The organism is Glutamicibacter endophyticus, assembly GCF_048457885.1.
GTDB classification, from domain to species: domain Bacteria; phylum Actinomycetota; class Actinomycetes; order Actinomycetales; family Micrococcaceae; genus Glutamicibacter; species Glutamicibacter endophyticus.
Window position 1 is genome coordinate 2,184,352 of sequence record NZ_CP174200.1, and the last position, 15,689, is coordinate 2,200,040.

Here is a 15,689-nt window from a genome sequence, read left to right on the forward strand (position 1 = left end):
CAGGCGTGGCCCGCAGCAATCAGGCCGCAGCAGATGAAGGGCGCAATCAGAGCAATGGCTCGCAAGAAGACTGAAGAGATTCCCGCAGATTTCGTGGAAAATATCGTCGACATCGACGTGACCAATGAAATGGAGTCTTCGTTCCTGGAGTATGCCTACTCCGTGATTTACTCCCGTGCCCTGCCCGACGCCCGTGACGGGCTGAAGCCGGTGCAGCGACGCATCCTGTTCCAGATGGCGCAAATGGGCTTGCGCCCGGACAAGGGCCACGTGAAGAGTGCCCGCGTGGTGGGCGAGGTGATGGGTAAGCTCCACCCGCACGGTGACGCGGCCATCTACGACGCCATGGTGCGTATGGCCCAGTCTTTCTCCCTGCGCTTGCCGCTGATCGATGGCCACGGCAACTTTGGTTCCTTGGACGATGGTCCGGCCGCGGCCCGTTACACCGAAACCCGATTGGCGGCCTCGGCCGTGGCGATGACTGCGAACCTCGATGAAGACGTGGTGCGCTTCGTACCGAACTACGACAATCAGTTCATGCAGCCCGAAGTGCTACCGGCGGCCTTCCCCAACCTACTGGTCAACGGCACCACTGGTATTGCGGTGGGTATGGCCACGAATATGGCCCCGCACAATCTGCGTGAGGTGATCGCCGCCGCCCGCCACCTTATCGAGAACCCCGAGGCCACCCTGGCCGAGCTGATGAAGTTTGTGCCGGGCCCCGATCTGCCCTCCGGCGGCACCATTGTGGGCCTCGACAGTATCAAGGATGCTTACGCGACCGGGCGCGGTGCCTTCCGCACCCGTGCCACCGTGGCGCTCGAGAAGGTTTCGGCGCGCAAGTCCGCCCTTGTGGTTACCGAGCTTCCCTACGGGGTCGGCCCCGAGAAGGTCATCGAAAAGATCAAGGACGGGGTGACCAACAAGAAGATCACCGGCATCTCGGATGTCGTGGATCTGACCGACCGCAGCCACGGTTTGAAGCTGGTCATTGAGCTGAAGAACGGCTTCAACCCCAATGCCGTGCTTGCCGGGCTGTATAAGTACACCCCGATGGAAGATTCCTTCGGCATCAACAACGTGGCGCTGGTCAACGGTCAGCCGCGCACCCTGGGGTTGCGCGAGCTGCTGCAGGTCTATGTGGATCACCGTCTCGAGGTGGTGCGTCGTCGTACCGAGTACCGTTTGAAGAAGCGCCAGGAACGCCTGCACCTGGTCGAGGGTCTCTTGATCGCCATCGTCGATATCGACGATGTCATTGCGATCATTCGGTCCTCGGAGCAGACCGCTGAGGCGCGCGAACGCCTGATGACCGTCTTCGACCTGTCCGAGGAACAGGCAAGTCACATTCTGGAACTTCGTTTGCGCCAGCTGACGAAGTATTCACGCATCGAACTCGAGGCCGAGGCAGAGCAGCTGCGGGCGGAAATCGCCGAACTGCTCGAGATTTTGGGCTCCGACGCGCGGCTTCGTCAGGTGGTGTCCGACGAGCTCGCCGACATCTCCGAGACCTTTGGCACTGATCGGCGCACCAAGTTGAGCAAGTCCGCCGATCTGGCCGCGCTCAAGGGCACGGCCATGCCCGAACCGGTCGGCACGGGCAAGAAAGCAACCATGGCCATGGAGGTCGCCGACACTCCGTGCTGGGCCATGCTCTCGGCCACCGGTCAGATCGCTCGCACGCAGGACCGCACGGCCGTTGATTTCTCCGGTCCGCGGTTGAAACATGACATTCTTTCGTCGCAGGTGGCTACCAGTGCCCGCGGCGAAATCGGCGCGTTGACCTCCAAGGGACGCATCCTGAGGGTTTCGCTGATCGATGTGCCCGTGATCGCCGAACATCATGGTTTCCCACCCCTGGCCCAAGGTGTTCCGGTGGCCGAGTTCTTGCGCCTGCCCAAGGATGAAAAGGCCATCGCTCTCGTGCCGCTGAATCGGGTGCTCGCCCTTGGCACCGCTCAGGGCGTGGTCAAACGGGTCAACCCCGAGTACCCGCTGAACCGCGATGAGTTCGAGGCGATTACCCTCAAGGACGGCGATACCGTCCTCGGTGCTGCTCCGGCCGACGATGACGATGAGCTCGTATTCATCTCCCGCGGCGCCCAGCTTCTGCGTTTCGCGGCGTCCGCGGTGCGCCCTCAGGGCCGCACCGGTCGCGGTATGGCCGGTATCAAACTGGCCGAAAACGACACCGCGATCTTCTTTGGTGTGGTGCCGTCCGGTGCACAGGACGCGGTGGTGGCCACGGTCGCGGCCGGTGCCCAGTCGCTGCCGGGCACCTCAGGGCAGTCGGTCAAACTCAGCCACTTTGACGAGTTCCCGGCCAAGGGACGTGCCACCGCCGGTGTGCGGGCGCAGCGTTTCGTCAAGGGTGAAGATCATCTGCAGCTGGGCTTTGCCGGCCTCGGACCGGCACGTGCCTCCTCGCCTGCCGGCGTGGTCCGTGCGCTACCGACCGAGTTTGCCAAGCGTGACGGTTCCGGGGCGCCGCTGGCGCACAGCATCGGCTTGATCGGCGGCAGTCTGGAACAACCCGGAGACAACGGCGCGCCTGCGGCGGCGTCGGCTCAGCCGGCGACCCCCGCCGAGGCTCCGGCCGAGACCCCGTCTCGTCCCACTGTGCAACTAGGCGAGGACACCTTGCCCTTCGACGACGGTGGCGTGCTGCTCTAGCCTAGGAAGCACGATGCGTCCGGGGCAGCTAGCGGCCAAGGACGCATCGTGCGTGATAAGCACGACGGTGCGTCCGGCGAGCGCGGTCCGCAGGCTCTGCATCAGCTCGGCTGATTCATCCGTTCCGAGGTGGGCGGTGGGTTCATCGAGCAGGATCACTTGGCCGCCACCGAGCAGTGCGCGGGCCACCGCCAACTTACAACGTTGACCGCCGGAGAGGTTATGGCCCGAACTGCCGATTCGGGTGTCCAACCCGTGTGGCTGCTCGGCTAACCAGCGCTCGAGTCCGACGGCCCGTAGAGTCTGGCGCAGAGTGTCGTCGCTGGGCAGTTCTCCACGTACCCCCAAGAGCAGGTTGCGGCGCACCGTGGAATCAAACAGGTGTGCCTCCTGGGGACACCAAGCCACCGGCAGCAGGCCCTCCGGCGCAGCCACCGCCCCTCCCTGCGCGTCAAGCAGGGTGAGGGTGCCGTCGCTAGGTTTCAACGCCCCGAGTAACGCGGCCATCAGGGTGGATTTTCCGGCGCCCGACGGTCCGGTGATCGAGGTCCACTGGCCCGGTTCGATACGCGCGTTGAGCCCTTGGACGATTACCCAGTCGGTTTGGTAGCTCAGGTTCAGGTCGGTCAGTTCGTAGCCGTGCACGTCGGGCACCTCGGATTCGCTCGCGAGCTGTGATTGTGGGGCGTTCAACCCTTGTGCGCTCATCCGGTCGGTGGCTGTGCGCAGGGCCGCGAAGTTCTGCACCGCGCTCATGGCCCCACCGGCCGGGTCGGCCAGCGCGAGGGCGAGCAGTACGGCCAAGGCCGTTTGGGCGGCGTCTACCTGGCTGGTGGCGATAACGTGCACGGCCAGCAACGCGCAAGATAGTCCGGCGAGCGCTGGCCCAATCCCCTGCCCCCAGGCTTGGCGGCGTATCCGTGCGGTGTTTTGGCTTTCGGCCTGTGCCAAGTGCCCTAGCTTGTCATCCAAGCGGTTGTAGGCGCGTAGGGCGAACCGGTGCCGTAGCAAGCTCATGGTCTGCTCGCTCACACGTACCCGATGCAAGTTGGCCTCGGCCAGTTGTTTGCCTTCGATGGCTCGTACCCCGAGTGCCAGCGGTCCGCCGAGCACGAGCAGGAGAACCAGTGCCGCCATCCCAAAGCTCGGCTGGATCAGCCATAGCGCAACACAGGCCGCCAGCATGGTCAGCGCGGCGGTAATGGGAGGGAAAATGACCCGGGCGAGCAGATCGCGCAGTTGGTCGACCTCGGCCAGCAGGTAGCGCAACACCTTGTTGCCCCGTCCCATCAGTCCCCAACGTGCCGGATCGCTCACCATGGCGTTCCAGATCTTCTCGCGCAGGGCGGTGGCATATCGCAGCACCGCATCGTGAACCGCGAGTTGTTCGAGGTAACGGAACACTGCCCGGCCGATCCCCAGGGTGCGTACGGCCACAAAGGCAACCGTCAAATGCAGGATGGCCGGCTGGTAGCTGGCCTGCACGATCAGCCACCCGCTGAGCGCAGCCAGCGCGGTGGCACAGAGCAAGGACAGCGCCCCATACCCGATGGCCTTACGGGCCGATGGGAAGGTGCGAAGCAGTTCGCGGCTCGGGCGCCACGTCGGTCGCTTGGATGCTGCGGTGGCCTGAGCCGGCGCCGACATCTCGCTGGCCGTGTGCTGGGGTTCGGTCTCGCTCGCCGCTTCGGGCCGTTGTTGGGACCGGGTGACCGCGGCCTGCGTACCGCCTAGTAACGGATCGTGGCTGGCCAGCAGCACCGCGCAATCCTCGGGCAATTCCTCGAGTAGTTCGCGCACAACCCGGGCATTCTCGCTATCCAGATGCGCGGTCGGCTCATCGGCGAGCAACAGGCGCACGGTGGGATCGCTGTGCACCGTCAAGCATGCGCGGGCGACCTCGAGACGGCGCAACTCCCCTGGTGAGTATCCGGCGATCGGCGTATCGAGCAAGGAAGCCAGTCCCAGCCGCTGGCACATCTCGGCGATCTGCGTTTCACTGGCCTGCGGGGCGTCGAGCGTTAGCTGGTCTCGACCGGTGGGCTCACTGAACTGCGGATGCTGGCTGATCACCGCAAGGTTAGTGCCTAGGGTGATCTGTCCGCTAAGAAGCTGCGGCGCAAAGGCCGCGGGCCCAAGCCGGCTCTCGGCGATGGCCGTGAGCAGGGTTGTTTTCCCGGTACCACTGGGGGTGTCCAACAGCTGGCGCTGCCCGAAGCGAAGCCGTAGCGAATAGTTTCGATACACCGGTTCGTGCCCTGGGTAGCGAAGGGTCAGTGCCTGTACCTGAAGTGCGCTATCGGCCTTCGGCTCCGATTGCTCCTGCACGTCGACTGGCGCCTTCGAGGTGGGGTGGAAATTCTGTAACCGGTCATAGGCGGCTAGTCCTTCATCGGCGGCGTGGTAGGCCGATCCCACTTCGCGTAGCGAGCCAAAGACCTCCGGGGCCAGAATCAAAATGATAAGCCCGGCCGAAAGCTCCATGCCTCCCCCGACTAGGCGCACACCGATGGTGACCGCCAGTACCGCCACCGACAGCGTGGAGATCAGCTCCAGCCAGAAACTCGACATGAACACGGTGCGCAGGTTCGCCATCGTTGCCTGCCGGTACCGGTCAGAGGCTCGGGCCATGGCGTTGCCGTGTTCTCGGGCTCGTCCCAAACCTATGAGCGCCGGTAGCCCCAAGGCCAACTCGTAGAGTTGCTTCGACAGCGCGTCGAGGCTCTGCTGCGAGTCACGGATCGTGTCTTGGGTGTGCAGGCCAATGAGCGCCATGAACAGGGGAACCAGCGGAATGGTCAGCGCTAGAATCAGCGCGCCGAGCCAATCCAAGTACAACGTGTAGGCGCCCAGTAGCACCGGAAGCACGGCCGCCGAAGTGAACGCGGGAATGAACTTGCCGAAGTAGTCGTCGAGCTTGTCGATCCCGTGGCTCGCTAAGGTCGCGGTACCGGGCACCGAGAAGTCATCCTCATCCGCCCCGATCACCGGGCGTTTGGCGGCGGTGCGCAACAACTGGGCTCGTAGCCGTTCCTTGGCCCCGCTGCCCAGTCGGCGCGAGGCCAACGACAATCCCCAGGCCGCGATGGCGCGCAGCAGCGCGCCGGCGACGGCGAGATACAGGTAATTACCCGCTGGCTGGCTCTCCCCTGCCAGCCCGGCAAGCCACCGGCCCAATCCGGTAGCCAGAAGGATCAGACCGGCGGCCTTGAGCACACTGAAGGCCGCCAGGGCGGCCAGCTGGCCGCGCGTCATCAGTGCACTGGGGAGAAAGCGCGGTGATCTCATCTGTTGTGCCTTTCGAAATATGGAGTGGGCGCGCTAGCCTAGTCGACTACCGAGAGCACCGCATGGGGCTCGGGGATATGTTCTTCGCGCAAACGCTTGCGGAACACCCAGTAGGTCCACGCTTGGTAGGCCAATACGAGTGGGACACCGAATGCGGCTACCACGCTCATCAGTTGCAGGGTACCGGTCGTGCTTGAAGCGTTGTGCACGGTGAGGTTGAAAGCGGCATCGAGGCTCGAGGGCAAGACCACCGGGTAGGCGGCGGTGAAGATCGCCGCGACCCCGCCGAGCAACATGAGCCCTAGGCCAAGGAAGGCGAGCTTCTCACGGCCGGCCTTGGCGAACAGCCAGGAGCCCAGCAGCGCCGCCACGGCCAGCGCGGTCAGCGCCCATGCCGCCACCGACGAACTACGGCTGACCACGATCAGCACCCAGCCCAGCAACGGCAGAACGGCTGGCAGTACGAGCCGGCTGAACCGTCGGTTGGCTGCGTGACGGATGGGACCATCGGTTTTCAATGCGAGGAAAGCCAAGGCGTGAATCAGGCAGAAGAGCACCACCGCAAGGCCGCCGAGTAGCGCGTACCCGTTGAGCCAGGCGAAGGCCCCGCCGACTCGGTCACCGTTGGCGTCCAGGGGTAAACCGGTGGTGGTCAGCGCCAGCATGGCGCCCACCCCGAAGGCCGCAACCAAAGACCCCAATCCAAGCGCGAGGTCCCAGAGCCGACGAGTCACCAGGGTGGTCGCCTTCCCGCGGTACTCAAAGGCGACGGCGCGGAAGATCAAGGCTAGGAGCACCAGCACCAACGGTATGTAGAGGGCCGAGAAGAGCGAGGCGTACCAGTGTGGGAAGGCGGCGAATGTGGCGCCGCCGGCGGTCAACAGCCAGACCTCGTTTCCGTCCCAGACCGGGCCGATGGTGTTCAGCAGCACGCGCTTACGTTTTTCATCGGTGCGCCCGAGCCCGATCAGCATGCCAACGCCCAGATCGAAGCCTTCAAGGAATAAATATCCGCACCAGAGTACGGCGATCAGAATAAACCACAGCGTGGTAAGCCAGTCCATGAGTCGTTCCTCTGCTTCCTAGTAGGCGAAGGCGAGCACGTCGCCGCCGTCGGATGGATCGTGATCATCATGTGGATGCCGCTTGTCATCCTTGGTGAGCTCGGGCATCGCCGAACCAACCCCGCCACGGATGTATCGGGTCAGCAACACCAGCTCGACCACCAGCAGCACCCCGTACACCAGGGTCAGTGCGATCAGCGAGAAGAGCATCTCGCCGGCGCTCACCGAAGGAGAGACGGCCGCGGCGGTGTACATGAAGACTTGGTCAACACCGCCCATTTGCGGATTCGGGGCCACCACGAAGGGTTGCCGTCCCAGCTCGGTAAAGATCCACCCGAAGGAGTTGGCGCCAAAGGGTGCGGCTATGCCCAGCAGGGCCAGACGGGAGAGCCACTTATTCGCTGGAACGGTCCCCTTGCGGGTCAGCCATAGCGCAACACCGGCGGCCACCGCGGAGAGCCCGCCGAGAGTGATCATCAGCCGGAAGCCCCAGTAGGTCACTTCCATGACCGGCACGTAGTTAATTTCCTGCCCGGCATGCTCACCGTAGCCCGGATCATCCGGGTAGTGCGTGCCGTACTTCTGTTGGTACTCCGGGATCAGGGTGTTCACGCCCTTGACCGGGGTGTCGAAGTCCCCATTGGCCAGGAACGACAGCAGGCCGGGCAGTTCGAAGACGAAGGCGATGTCGTCGCAGCCCGTGGCGCCGCTCTTGGAAATGTCACCGATGGTCAGCACCGAGAAGCCGGTTCCGTCGTGACAGGCCGCCTCGGCTGCGGCCATCTTCATCGGCTGCTGCTCGAACATCAGCTTGGCCTGCTCGTGGCCGGAGAAAGCGACACCGGTGAAAGACACCAGGGCGACAACGGCGCCGACGCGTAGGGAGGTCAGCCAGACCTTGTGGTCCGTTTTGTCGCGGTTCCGCCCCTTGCTCAGGTCTTCGCCGACGATCACCTTGCCATCGGCGCCGACGGTGTCAATGCCATCACGCCGCCGCCGGTAGAGGTGAAACCACGAAATACCCAGCAGGAAGCCGCCGGCCACCGCGAAGGCGCCGAAGATCGTGTGCGGGAAGGTGACCAGCGCCGTATTGTTCGTAAATACGGCCCAAGGGTCGGTCATCACTGCGCGTCCGTTGATGATCTCGGTACCGACCGGATGTTGCATCCATGAGTTAGCGACAAGAATGAAGTAGGCCGAAAGGATGCTGGCCAGTGCCGCTAACCAGATGGTGGCAAGGTGAAGTTTCGCGGGAAGTTTCTTCCAGCCGAAGATCCACAAGCCCAGGAAGGTGGACTCGACAAAGAAGGCTAGTAGCGCTTCCATGGCCAGCGGGGCGCCGAAGACGTCCCCGACGAACCGACTGTATTCGCTCCAGGCCATGCCGAACTGGAATTCCTGGACGATGCCGGTGGCCACGCCCATCACGAAGTTAATGAGGAACAGCTTGCCCCAAAATTTGGTCATGCGCAGCCAGTGCTCATTGCCGGTACGCAACCAGACGGTTTGTAGCACCGCGACGGTCAGCCCGAGGCCAATCGTCAACGGCACCATTAGGAAGTGGTAAACGGTTGTGATGCCAAATTGCCAGCGGGCAATCTCCAAGGGGTCCATTTGTTCCTCACCTTCATGGTGCTCGAACCTGAAGTTTCTACGAGCTGTAGAAATCTGCTCAATACCCACCATACCAATTTCGACAACGTGTAGAAATCCCTTGAGCGATGATTCCCGTTTCAAGTCAGCGTGCGGTACGACACAGGGCCCGACACTTTTACGCCATGTAGAAAAATTCGCTCAGCGGCTATACACTTAAAGCCCCATGCGGGTAACGTGCCGAAACTTCGGCCCATCCCGTGCACGATCGACAACATAGTGAGGTAGGACCTGGTGGCCAGTCTTGGCGATCTGGAACGATCCGTAATGGATCTCCTCTGGGACTCAGCAGAAGCGTTGACCGCGAACGACCTTCGCGACGAGCTGGCGGCTAACGCCGGCGATTCCAAGGAGCTCGCCGTCACCACCGTACTGACGGTGCTGGCGCGCTTGGAGAAAAAGGGACTGGTCGAGCGTGAGCGCTCCACCCGCCCACACCGCTACACGGCGTCATCCTCCCGTGAGGATCACACCGTCGAACTGCTCAACGAAGCCCTGGGCAATGCGCAGGACCGCGAGGCAGTACTTGCACGCTTCATCGGCGGCATTTCCCCCGACGAAGCCGCCGCGCTGCGTGCTATCTTGGATTCACCAAAATCCGCTTAATTTTTCCGTAGAACTCGAGGTATGAGTGCTTCTGACCTCATATTTCCTAGCGGCGTTGGCTGTGGTACTCGCATGGCCGACGCCGTTAGCTTTGGCGCGCGCAAAATGGCCAGCTAGAGCCCCGGTGCAGGCCGTGCTCCTCTGGCAGGCGATCGCACTGGCCGGTGGGCTTTCGATGATCGGCTCCATGCTGGTCTGGGGGCTCTCCCCGCTGGGCGATGACCTGATTACCGCCCTCGGCCGCGGGGTGAAACTCGTACTCGGCGCACCAGATGTGCCTTACCCGGGGATCGTTCACCTCTTTGCCCTGAGCGCCGCGGCCCTCTTCGGGTTTCACCTGGTCCTCACCCTGATCCGCGCCACCTGGCGCATTTCGCGACAACGGGCCAAACACCGCCATTTATTGGGGTTGCTCAGCAACCCCGCCGCTTCCGGCCCCGATACTTTAGTCCTGGACCATGACACGCCGGTAGCCTACTGCGTCCCGGGCCTGAACCGCTCGGTCACCGTCTTATCGCAGGGACTACTCGACCAGCTGACGGCGGATGAACAACGCGCCGTCCTGGCCCATGAGCGCTCCCATCTCGATCAGCGACATGATCTACTGATTCTGGCCTTCACCGCCTGGCATGAAGCTCTCCCGTGGCTTCCGACCTCCAAACTAGCCCTGGACGCCGTGCGCCAACTGGTCGAAATGCTTGCCGATGATCGGGCGCTGACTCAGGTCACCCGGCCAACCCTGCTGCGGGCCATCGTGGCAGCGTCATCCTCGGCCGGAAGCACTCCAGCTAAACAGCAGCCTTCGACCACTGCAGGTGGGCAGTTAGCCAATCCCCTCGAAGGCACGCCGGACGGCGAACTGTCGGCCCGCCGCATCCAGCGTCTACTCACCGCCGAACCACCGCTGAAACGCAGTGCCGAAGCGCTGATCTTTGTTGGCACAGTCTTGTTGTTGGTCTGCCCTACGGTGCTACTAATTGCTCCACGCCTACTGGACCCCAATAGTTAAACGCCCAGGCCGCCGGCGTCGCTCCCCGCAGGGAGGACGTCGGCGGCCTGTCGGTATCTAGGCTACGGGCGTACTAGACGTCGATGCGTTCCAGCTCGACGTTCTCGGCCCCGTCAATAATGAACTTCTTGCGCGGGGCCACATCCGAGCCCATCAGCAGATCGAAGACCTCTTCGGCCGCCTGCGCATGTTCAATGCCTACACGGCGCAACATACGGTGACGTGGGTCCATGGTGGTTTCGGCCAATTGGTCCGCGTCCATTTCGCCCAGACCCTTGTAGCGCTGAATCGGCTCCTTGTACTTTCGCCCCTCGGCTTCCAACTTAGCCAGTAGCCGGTTCATCTCCTGTTCCGAATAGGTGTACACCACCTCATTGGCCTTCGAACCGGGGTTGACGATCTCAATACGATGCAGCGGCGGGACGGCGGCGTACACCCGACCCTCCTCGACCATCGGGCGCATGTAGCGGTAGAACAGAGTGAGCAGCAGGGTGCGAATATGCGCCCCGTCCACGTCGGCATCGGTCATCAAGATGACCTTGCCGTAGCGTGCCTGATTTATGTCGAAGGTGCGTCCCGACCCAGCGCCGATGACCTGAATCATCGAGGCGCACTCGGTGTTCGAGAGCATGTCGGAGATGGAGGCCTTCTGGACGTTGAGGATCTTACCGCGAATCGGCAGCAGGGCCTGGAACTCACTCGAACGCGCCAGCCGGGCGGTACCCAAGGCGCTATCGCCCTCAACGATAAAGAGCTCGGAACGTTCGACCTCTTTGCTACGGCAGTCGAGCAGTTTCGCCGGCATCGACGAGGACTCCAACGCGGTCTTTCGGCGCTGGGTTTCCTTGTGCATGCGAGCCGAAACACGCGTCTTCATCTCGTTGACCACCTTTTCCAGCAAGGTGGTGGCCATGGCCTTGTCATTACGCTTGGTGCTGTTCAACCGCTCGCTCAGGCCCTTATCGAGGACCTTGGAGACGATCTGCTTGACCTGCGGCGTACCAAGTACTTCCTTGGTTTGGCCTTCGAACTGCGGTTCGGCCAGCCGGACGGTGACCACGGCGGTCAGCCCGGCCATTACGTCTTCCTTTTCCAGCTTGTCTTTCGGGCCGTACTTAAGCTTGCGGGCGTTGCCTTCGACGGCTTTACGAATGGTCTTGAGCAGGGATTGCTCGAAACCGGATAGGTGGGTTCCGCCCTTGGGGGTGGCGATGATGTTGACGAAGGTTCGGATGCTCGTGTCGTACCCAATACCCCAACGCATGGCGAGGTCGACCTCGCAGACACGCTGAACATCCTGAATATGGCTACGCCCGTTGTCATCGAAGACCGGAACCTTCTCGTGGAAGGTTCCGCTTCCTTGAATGCGCCAGATATCGGTCACCGCCGAATCGTTGGCTAAGTAGTCGACAAACTCGCTGATACCACCATCGTGGTGGAAGACCTCTTCATGCGGCCCCTGCTCCCCTGGGGTCCCTGCCACGCCTCGCTCGTCGCGCAACACGAGACGCAACCCGGGAACCAAGAATGAGGTCTGCCGCGCGCGGTTTTGCAGGTCTTCGTAGGAGAACTTCGAATCGGGTGTAAAGATGTGGGTGTCGGCCCAGTACCGGATGCGGGTACCGGTGACCCCGCGCTTGGCCTTGCCAATAACTTCGGGGGCAGTGGCCTGCTCGAAGGGGGTGAAGGGTGCGTCAGCCTTCGGTTTCCCCCGGTCGGTGAAGCGGCCCGGCTCGCCGCGCCGGAATTGCATGGAATAGGTCTTGCCGCCACGATCCACTTCAACGTCTAATCGAGCCGAAAGGGCGTTGACCACCGAGGCACCCACGCCGTGCAGACCACCGGATGCGTTATAGGAGCCCCCGCCGAACTTGCCACCGGCATGGAGCTTGGTAAAGACCACTTCCAGGCCGGACAGGCCCGTGCGCGGTTCAATGTCCACCGGGATACCGCGTCCATCATCACGGACCTCGACGGAACCATCGGCGTAGAGCACCACGGTAATGGACTGCCCGAATCCGCCGAGCGCCTCATCGACGGAGTTATCGATGATCTCCCAGAGACAGTGCATGAGGCCACGAGAATCCGTGGAGCCGATGTACATACCCGGGCGCTTGCGTACTGCCTCGAGCCCTTCGAGCACCGATAGGTGTCGGGCACTGTAATTTTCGCCTGCGGCCACGATCGAACTAACTCCTGTACTGCCTAGATGAGATCGAACGAATCTATTCTAATCGTTCACGTGTTCGAACCGTGGAGGCTGCGCCGTCCGCGGCACTGCGCGCTGGTGTTATCCACATTCTCTACGCGGTGAGCGAAAGCAGGGCCAAATCGGCATAAAGTCTCAGCCATTACTGGTTGTATAGATTAACCATCGATTTAGGGAGGTTGGCAATGACTACTCAAACTGTGAGCCGAGAGCTCAATGCCCTTGACCGCTGTGACCGTTGCGGCGCCCAGGCGTACGTCAAGGCCGTGCTGGCCTCCACCGGTGGCGAACTGTTGTTCTGCGCACACCACGCGCGTGCCGTAGAGCCCAAGCTTCGCCCGCTGACCTCGCTCTGGCAGGACGAGTCAGCGCGCTTGTACGAGAAGCCGAAGGTTGACGCCGACTAGTCTCGGCGCGACCTCGCGGCCAACTAAGGGCAGTTCCTATGCGGAACTGCCCTTAGTCTTTAACTACCATTCTGGCGTGCGCGCCATCAAACACCGGTGGGGTGGGAACGACTGCAGTCATTCCCACCCCACCGGTGTTTAATTCTGTTCTTTAGTCGAGGTAATCGCGAAGTACCTGCGATCGCGACGGGTGACGCAGTTTCGACATGGTCTTCGACTCGATCTGGCGAATACGCTCGCGGGTGACCCCGTAAACCTTACCGATTTCGTCTAAAGTCTTCGGCTGGCCATCGGTCAGACCGAAGCGCATTGCCACAACACCCGCCTCACGCTCGGAGAGGGTATCAAGCACCGAGTGCAACTGCTCCTGCAACAGCGTGAAGGACACGGCATCGGCTGGAACAACAGCTTCGGAGTCTTCAATCAGGTCACCGAACTCTGAATCTCCGTCTTCACCCAGCGGAGTATGCAGAGAGATCGGCTCACGACCGTACTTCTGAACTTCGACCACCTTTTCAGGGGTCATGTCCAGTTCCTTGGCCAGCTCCTCCGGGGTTGGTTCACGCCCCAGGTCCTGCAACATCTGGCGCTGCACACGGGCGAGCTTGTTGATGACTTCGACCATGTGCACCGGGATACGGATGGTACGGGCCTGGTCGGCCATTGCACGAGTAATTGCCTGGCGAATCCACCAGGTGGCGTAGGTCGAGAACTTAAAGCCCTTGGTGTAGTCGAACTTCTCCACCGCGCGGATCAGACCCAAGTTGCCTTCCTGGATCAGGTCCAGGAACAGCATGCCACGGCCGGTGTAGCGCTTTGCCAGCGAAACGACCAGTCGAAGGTTCGCTTCCAGCAGGTGGTTCTTGGCGATCTTTCCGTCGTGGATGATCTGTTCGTAATCCCAACGCAGACGCTGCTCCATGGAGCCGTCGTCCTTAGCCAGCTTATCCGCGGCAAACAAGCCAGCTTCAATGCGTAGCGCCAGGTCAACTTCCTGCTCAGCGTTCAGCAGTGCGACCTTACCGATCTGCTTCAGGTAGTCCTTGACCGGGTCCGCGGTTGCACCGGCGACCAGCACCTGCTGCTGCGGCGCGTCATCATCTGCGGTGGACAGCGTGAACCCCTTGGACTCGGGTTCGCTGGCCTCGACGTCCTTGACGGCGGCTTCGTCCGGCTCCACCTCGGTGTCATCGTTGAATTCGCCGGCGTCGGTGGTCTCCCCTTCCGGCTCCACAGACTTAGTCTCGGCCGTCTTGGCCTTGCTCACACGCTTCTTCGCGGCAGGCTTGGTTACCTTCTCCTCGGCCTCCCCCGAAGTCTCGGCGGCTGCTTTACGATTAGCGTTCGTCTCAGAAGATGACACGAAAAACCTTTCTCACGATGCGTTCCGGATGCACCTACCGGCAACACCACTATGACCCTGTCAAGTCCGAGGGCCTTCGCCGAAGCGACTGCCGAGGGGGCACACTGTCTATCCAACGTGCCCACCCCTCGTTTTGTTCCATGCGATGCACTGCACGGGCACAAAACGGATCGAACCTAACCGGGTCTGTTGAACCATTATCCACGAATCGGGTCCGCGGCACCACTTGGCCCCAAGCGTGGCGTTGCGCACCGGCACCGAAGCTAGTCATGTACGGCCCGCCACGCATGTTCCGGGTCGACCGCCCATTGCGGCATGAGCCCGCGTGTGACCATGTCCCGGAGCAACTTAGCCAGTCGGTAATTTGGAGATTCCTCCAGTACGGATTTGAGCAAGGTCATGGCCAAGCTTCCGCGTCCCCGAGCCCATTCAATCCATGCCAATATGCACAACAGGGCGCTATGGTGTTCGCCCTGCGCGACCCCCAACAAGTCTCGGCAGAGATGCCACAGCCGATCCACCCCTTCCCACTGCGGGTAGCGCTCACCCTTGCCCAGTAAATAATCGGCCATATCCGACACTTCCGGGCCCTCGCGTCCGAGCGCTAGTTGCCGGATCAGATTCACCGCCCGGTCGGATCCGACACCAGCCAAGTAGGGCAACACATCTCGTACCAGCCGCGCGCTAAGGCCCCCAAGCAGTCTGGCGCACAACATGTGATCTTGACGCATGAGGGTACTTGCAACCGAAACGGGGTGGCTCAGTACATGGGCCCAAGCGTCAAGGGAATCGAAGATATCCTCGCACTCGGGTGCCGCCGCTAGCGCCCGGATGCTGGCTGCTTGAGGCCAAGGGCTAATCCCACCCCCATCCCACGGGGTGGCTAATGGAGCCGAACCAGCCACCACCAATGCCGCGTTCGTGGCATTGTCCCTGAGGTCACCGAGCGCAAAACTTTCCCTGCCGGACGGGGCCAGATAGTCCCAACCCCACTTCTCACCGATGCACCAGCCACGATGTGTAAACAGTCCGCGCTGCTCGAGGGAGCTGACGGTGTTGCGAAAGAGGCTCGCATAAGGGGCCTCGGTGCTTGCGGCGTCCGGGCCATCGGCGTAAAAAACAATGATGACCGATTCGACGGTGGAGAGTTTCCCGATAAGGTCGCCGACCTGCCCGAGCCAGCGCTCATGATCTGGACTTTCACGCTCGCCGGGCAGATCTACGCGTAGTGTCGCTTCGAGTTTCCGGCCGGTCAGAAGCAGGAATACCGCCGATCGGTGCGGCAGGAAACCCAAGGCGTGAGGGATATAGGCGAGTACGTCATCGCATTCGCTGAGGGACAGGGGCTGGCGTTCTGGAGTTGTTGTCATGCACCCCAGCGTCACCTCGGCATCCGACCGCTAGGGCCTCATGCCGA

The 15,689-nt window shown here is 62.1% G+C and carries 10 protein-coding genes; 4 read left to right on the top strand and 6 right to left on the bottom strand.

Features of this window, described 5'->3' with window-relative positions:
- Nucleotides 1-54: 54 nt before the first annotated feature.
- Nucleotides 55-2,673, top strand: coding sequence for a DNA gyrase/topoisomerase IV subunit A (locus ACJD00_RS10205; protein WP_418906915.1), 2,619 nt, complete (start codon nucleotides 55-57; stop codon nucleotides 2,671-2,673).
- On the opposite strand, the gene cydC is transcribed toward ACJD00_RS10205, so the two are convergent.
- The 3 genes from cydC to ACJD00_RS10220 form a co-directional block, all read right to left on the bottom strand.
- Nucleotides 2,626-5,928 (bottom strand): thiol reductant ABC exporter subunit CydC, encoded by a 3,303-nt coding sequence (gene cydC / locus ACJD00_RS10210; RefSeq protein ID WP_418906916.1) that lies wholly within the window; start codon nucleotides 5,926-5,928, stop codon nucleotides 2,626-2,628. The genes ACJD00_RS10205 and cydC overlap by 48 nt on opposite strands.
- Nucleotides 5,929-5,999: 71 nt before the next feature.
- Complete coding sequence (gene cydB, locus ACJD00_RS10215) at nucleotides 6,000-7,025, bottom strand: cytochrome d ubiquinol oxidase subunit II (protein ID WP_418906917.1); 1,026 nt, start codon at nucleotides 7,023-7,025, stop codon at nucleotides 6,000-6,002.
- Between the two features lie 18 nt (nucleotides 7,026-7,043).
- Nucleotides 7,044-8,639, bottom strand: coding sequence for a cytochrome ubiquinol oxidase subunit I (locus ACJD00_RS10220; RefSeq protein ID WP_418906918.1), 1,596 nt, complete (start codon nucleotides 8,637-8,639; stop codon nucleotides 7,044-7,046).
- 273 nt (nucleotides 8,640-8,912) lie between these two features.
- On the opposite strand from ACJD00_RS10220, the gene ACJD00_RS10225 reads away from it, so the two are divergent.
- Nucleotides 8,913-9,284, top strand: coding sequence for a BlaI/MecI/CopY family transcriptional regulator (locus ACJD00_RS10225; RefSeq protein WP_418906919.1), 372 nt, complete (start codon nucleotides 8,913-8,915; stop codon nucleotides 9,282-9,284).
- A gap of 25 nt (nucleotides 9,285-9,309) precedes the next feature.
- Complete coding sequence (locus ACJD00_RS10230) at nucleotides 9,310-10,293, top strand: M56 family metallopeptidase (protein ID WP_418906920.1); 984 nt, start codon at nucleotides 9,310-9,312, stop codon at nucleotides 10,291-10,293.
- A 73-nt stretch (nucleotides 10,294-10,366) separates the two neighbouring features.
- Here ACJD00_RS10230 and ACJD00_RS10235 read toward each other — a convergent pair whose 3' ends face one another.
- Nucleotides 10,367-12,475 (bottom strand): DNA gyrase/topoisomerase IV subunit B, encoded by a 2,109-nt coding sequence (locus tag ACJD00_RS10235; protein ID WP_418906921.1) that lies wholly within the window; start codon nucleotides 12,473-12,475, stop codon nucleotides 10,367-10,369.
- Nucleotides 12,476-12,687: 212 nt separating this feature from the next.
- Between ACJD00_RS10235 and ACJD00_RS10240 the strand changes: the two genes are divergently transcribed.
- Nucleotides 12,688-12,909, top strand: a complete 222-nt coding sequence (locus tag ACJD00_RS10240; RefSeq protein WP_309406601.1) for a DUF7455 domain-containing protein — start codon at nucleotides 12,688-12,690, stop codon at nucleotides 12,907-12,909.
- Between the two features lie 151 nt (nucleotides 12,910-13,060).
- On the opposite strand, the gene ACJD00_RS10245 is transcribed toward ACJD00_RS10240, so the two are convergent.
- Nucleotides 13,061-14,272, bottom strand: coding sequence for an RNA polymerase sigma factor (locus tag ACJD00_RS10245; RefSeq protein WP_418906922.1), 1,212 nt, complete (start codon nucleotides 14,270-14,272; stop codon nucleotides 13,061-13,063).
- 263 nt (nucleotides 14,273-14,535) lie between these two features.
- Nucleotides 14,536-15,642 (bottom strand): DUF4192 family protein, encoded by a 1,107-nt coding sequence (locus tag ACJD00_RS10250; protein ID WP_418906923.1) that lies wholly within the window; start codon nucleotides 15,640-15,642, stop codon nucleotides 14,536-14,538.
- Nucleotides 15,643-15,689 lie beyond the last annotated feature (47 nt).

Excerpts from the sequence above, each read along its gene's own strand:
- ACJD00_RS10205 (WP_418906915.1), top strand. The coding sequence starts at position 55 with ATGGCTCGCAAGAAGACTGAAGAGATTCCCGCAGATTTCGTGGAAAAT.
- ACJD00_RS10240 (WP_309406601.1), top strand. The coding sequence starts at position 12,688 with ATGACTACTCAAACTGTGAGCCGAGAGCTCAATGCCCTTGACCGCTGT.
- ACJD00_RS10220 (WP_418906918.1), bottom strand. The coding sequence starts at position 8,639 with ATGGACCCCTTGGAGATTGCCCGCTGGCAATTTGGCATCACAACCGTT.
- cydC (WP_418906916.1), bottom strand. The coding sequence starts at position 5,928 with ATGACGCGCGGCCAGCTGGCCGCCCTGGCGGCCTTCAGTGTGCTCAAG.
- cydB (WP_418906917.1), bottom strand. The coding sequence starts at position 7,025 with ATGGACTGGCTTACCACGCTGTGGTTTATTCTGATCGCCGTACTCTGG.
- ACJD00_RS10250 (WP_418906923.1), bottom strand. The coding sequence starts at position 15,642 with ATGACAACAACTCCAGAACGCCAGCCCCTGTCCCTCAGCGAATGCGAT.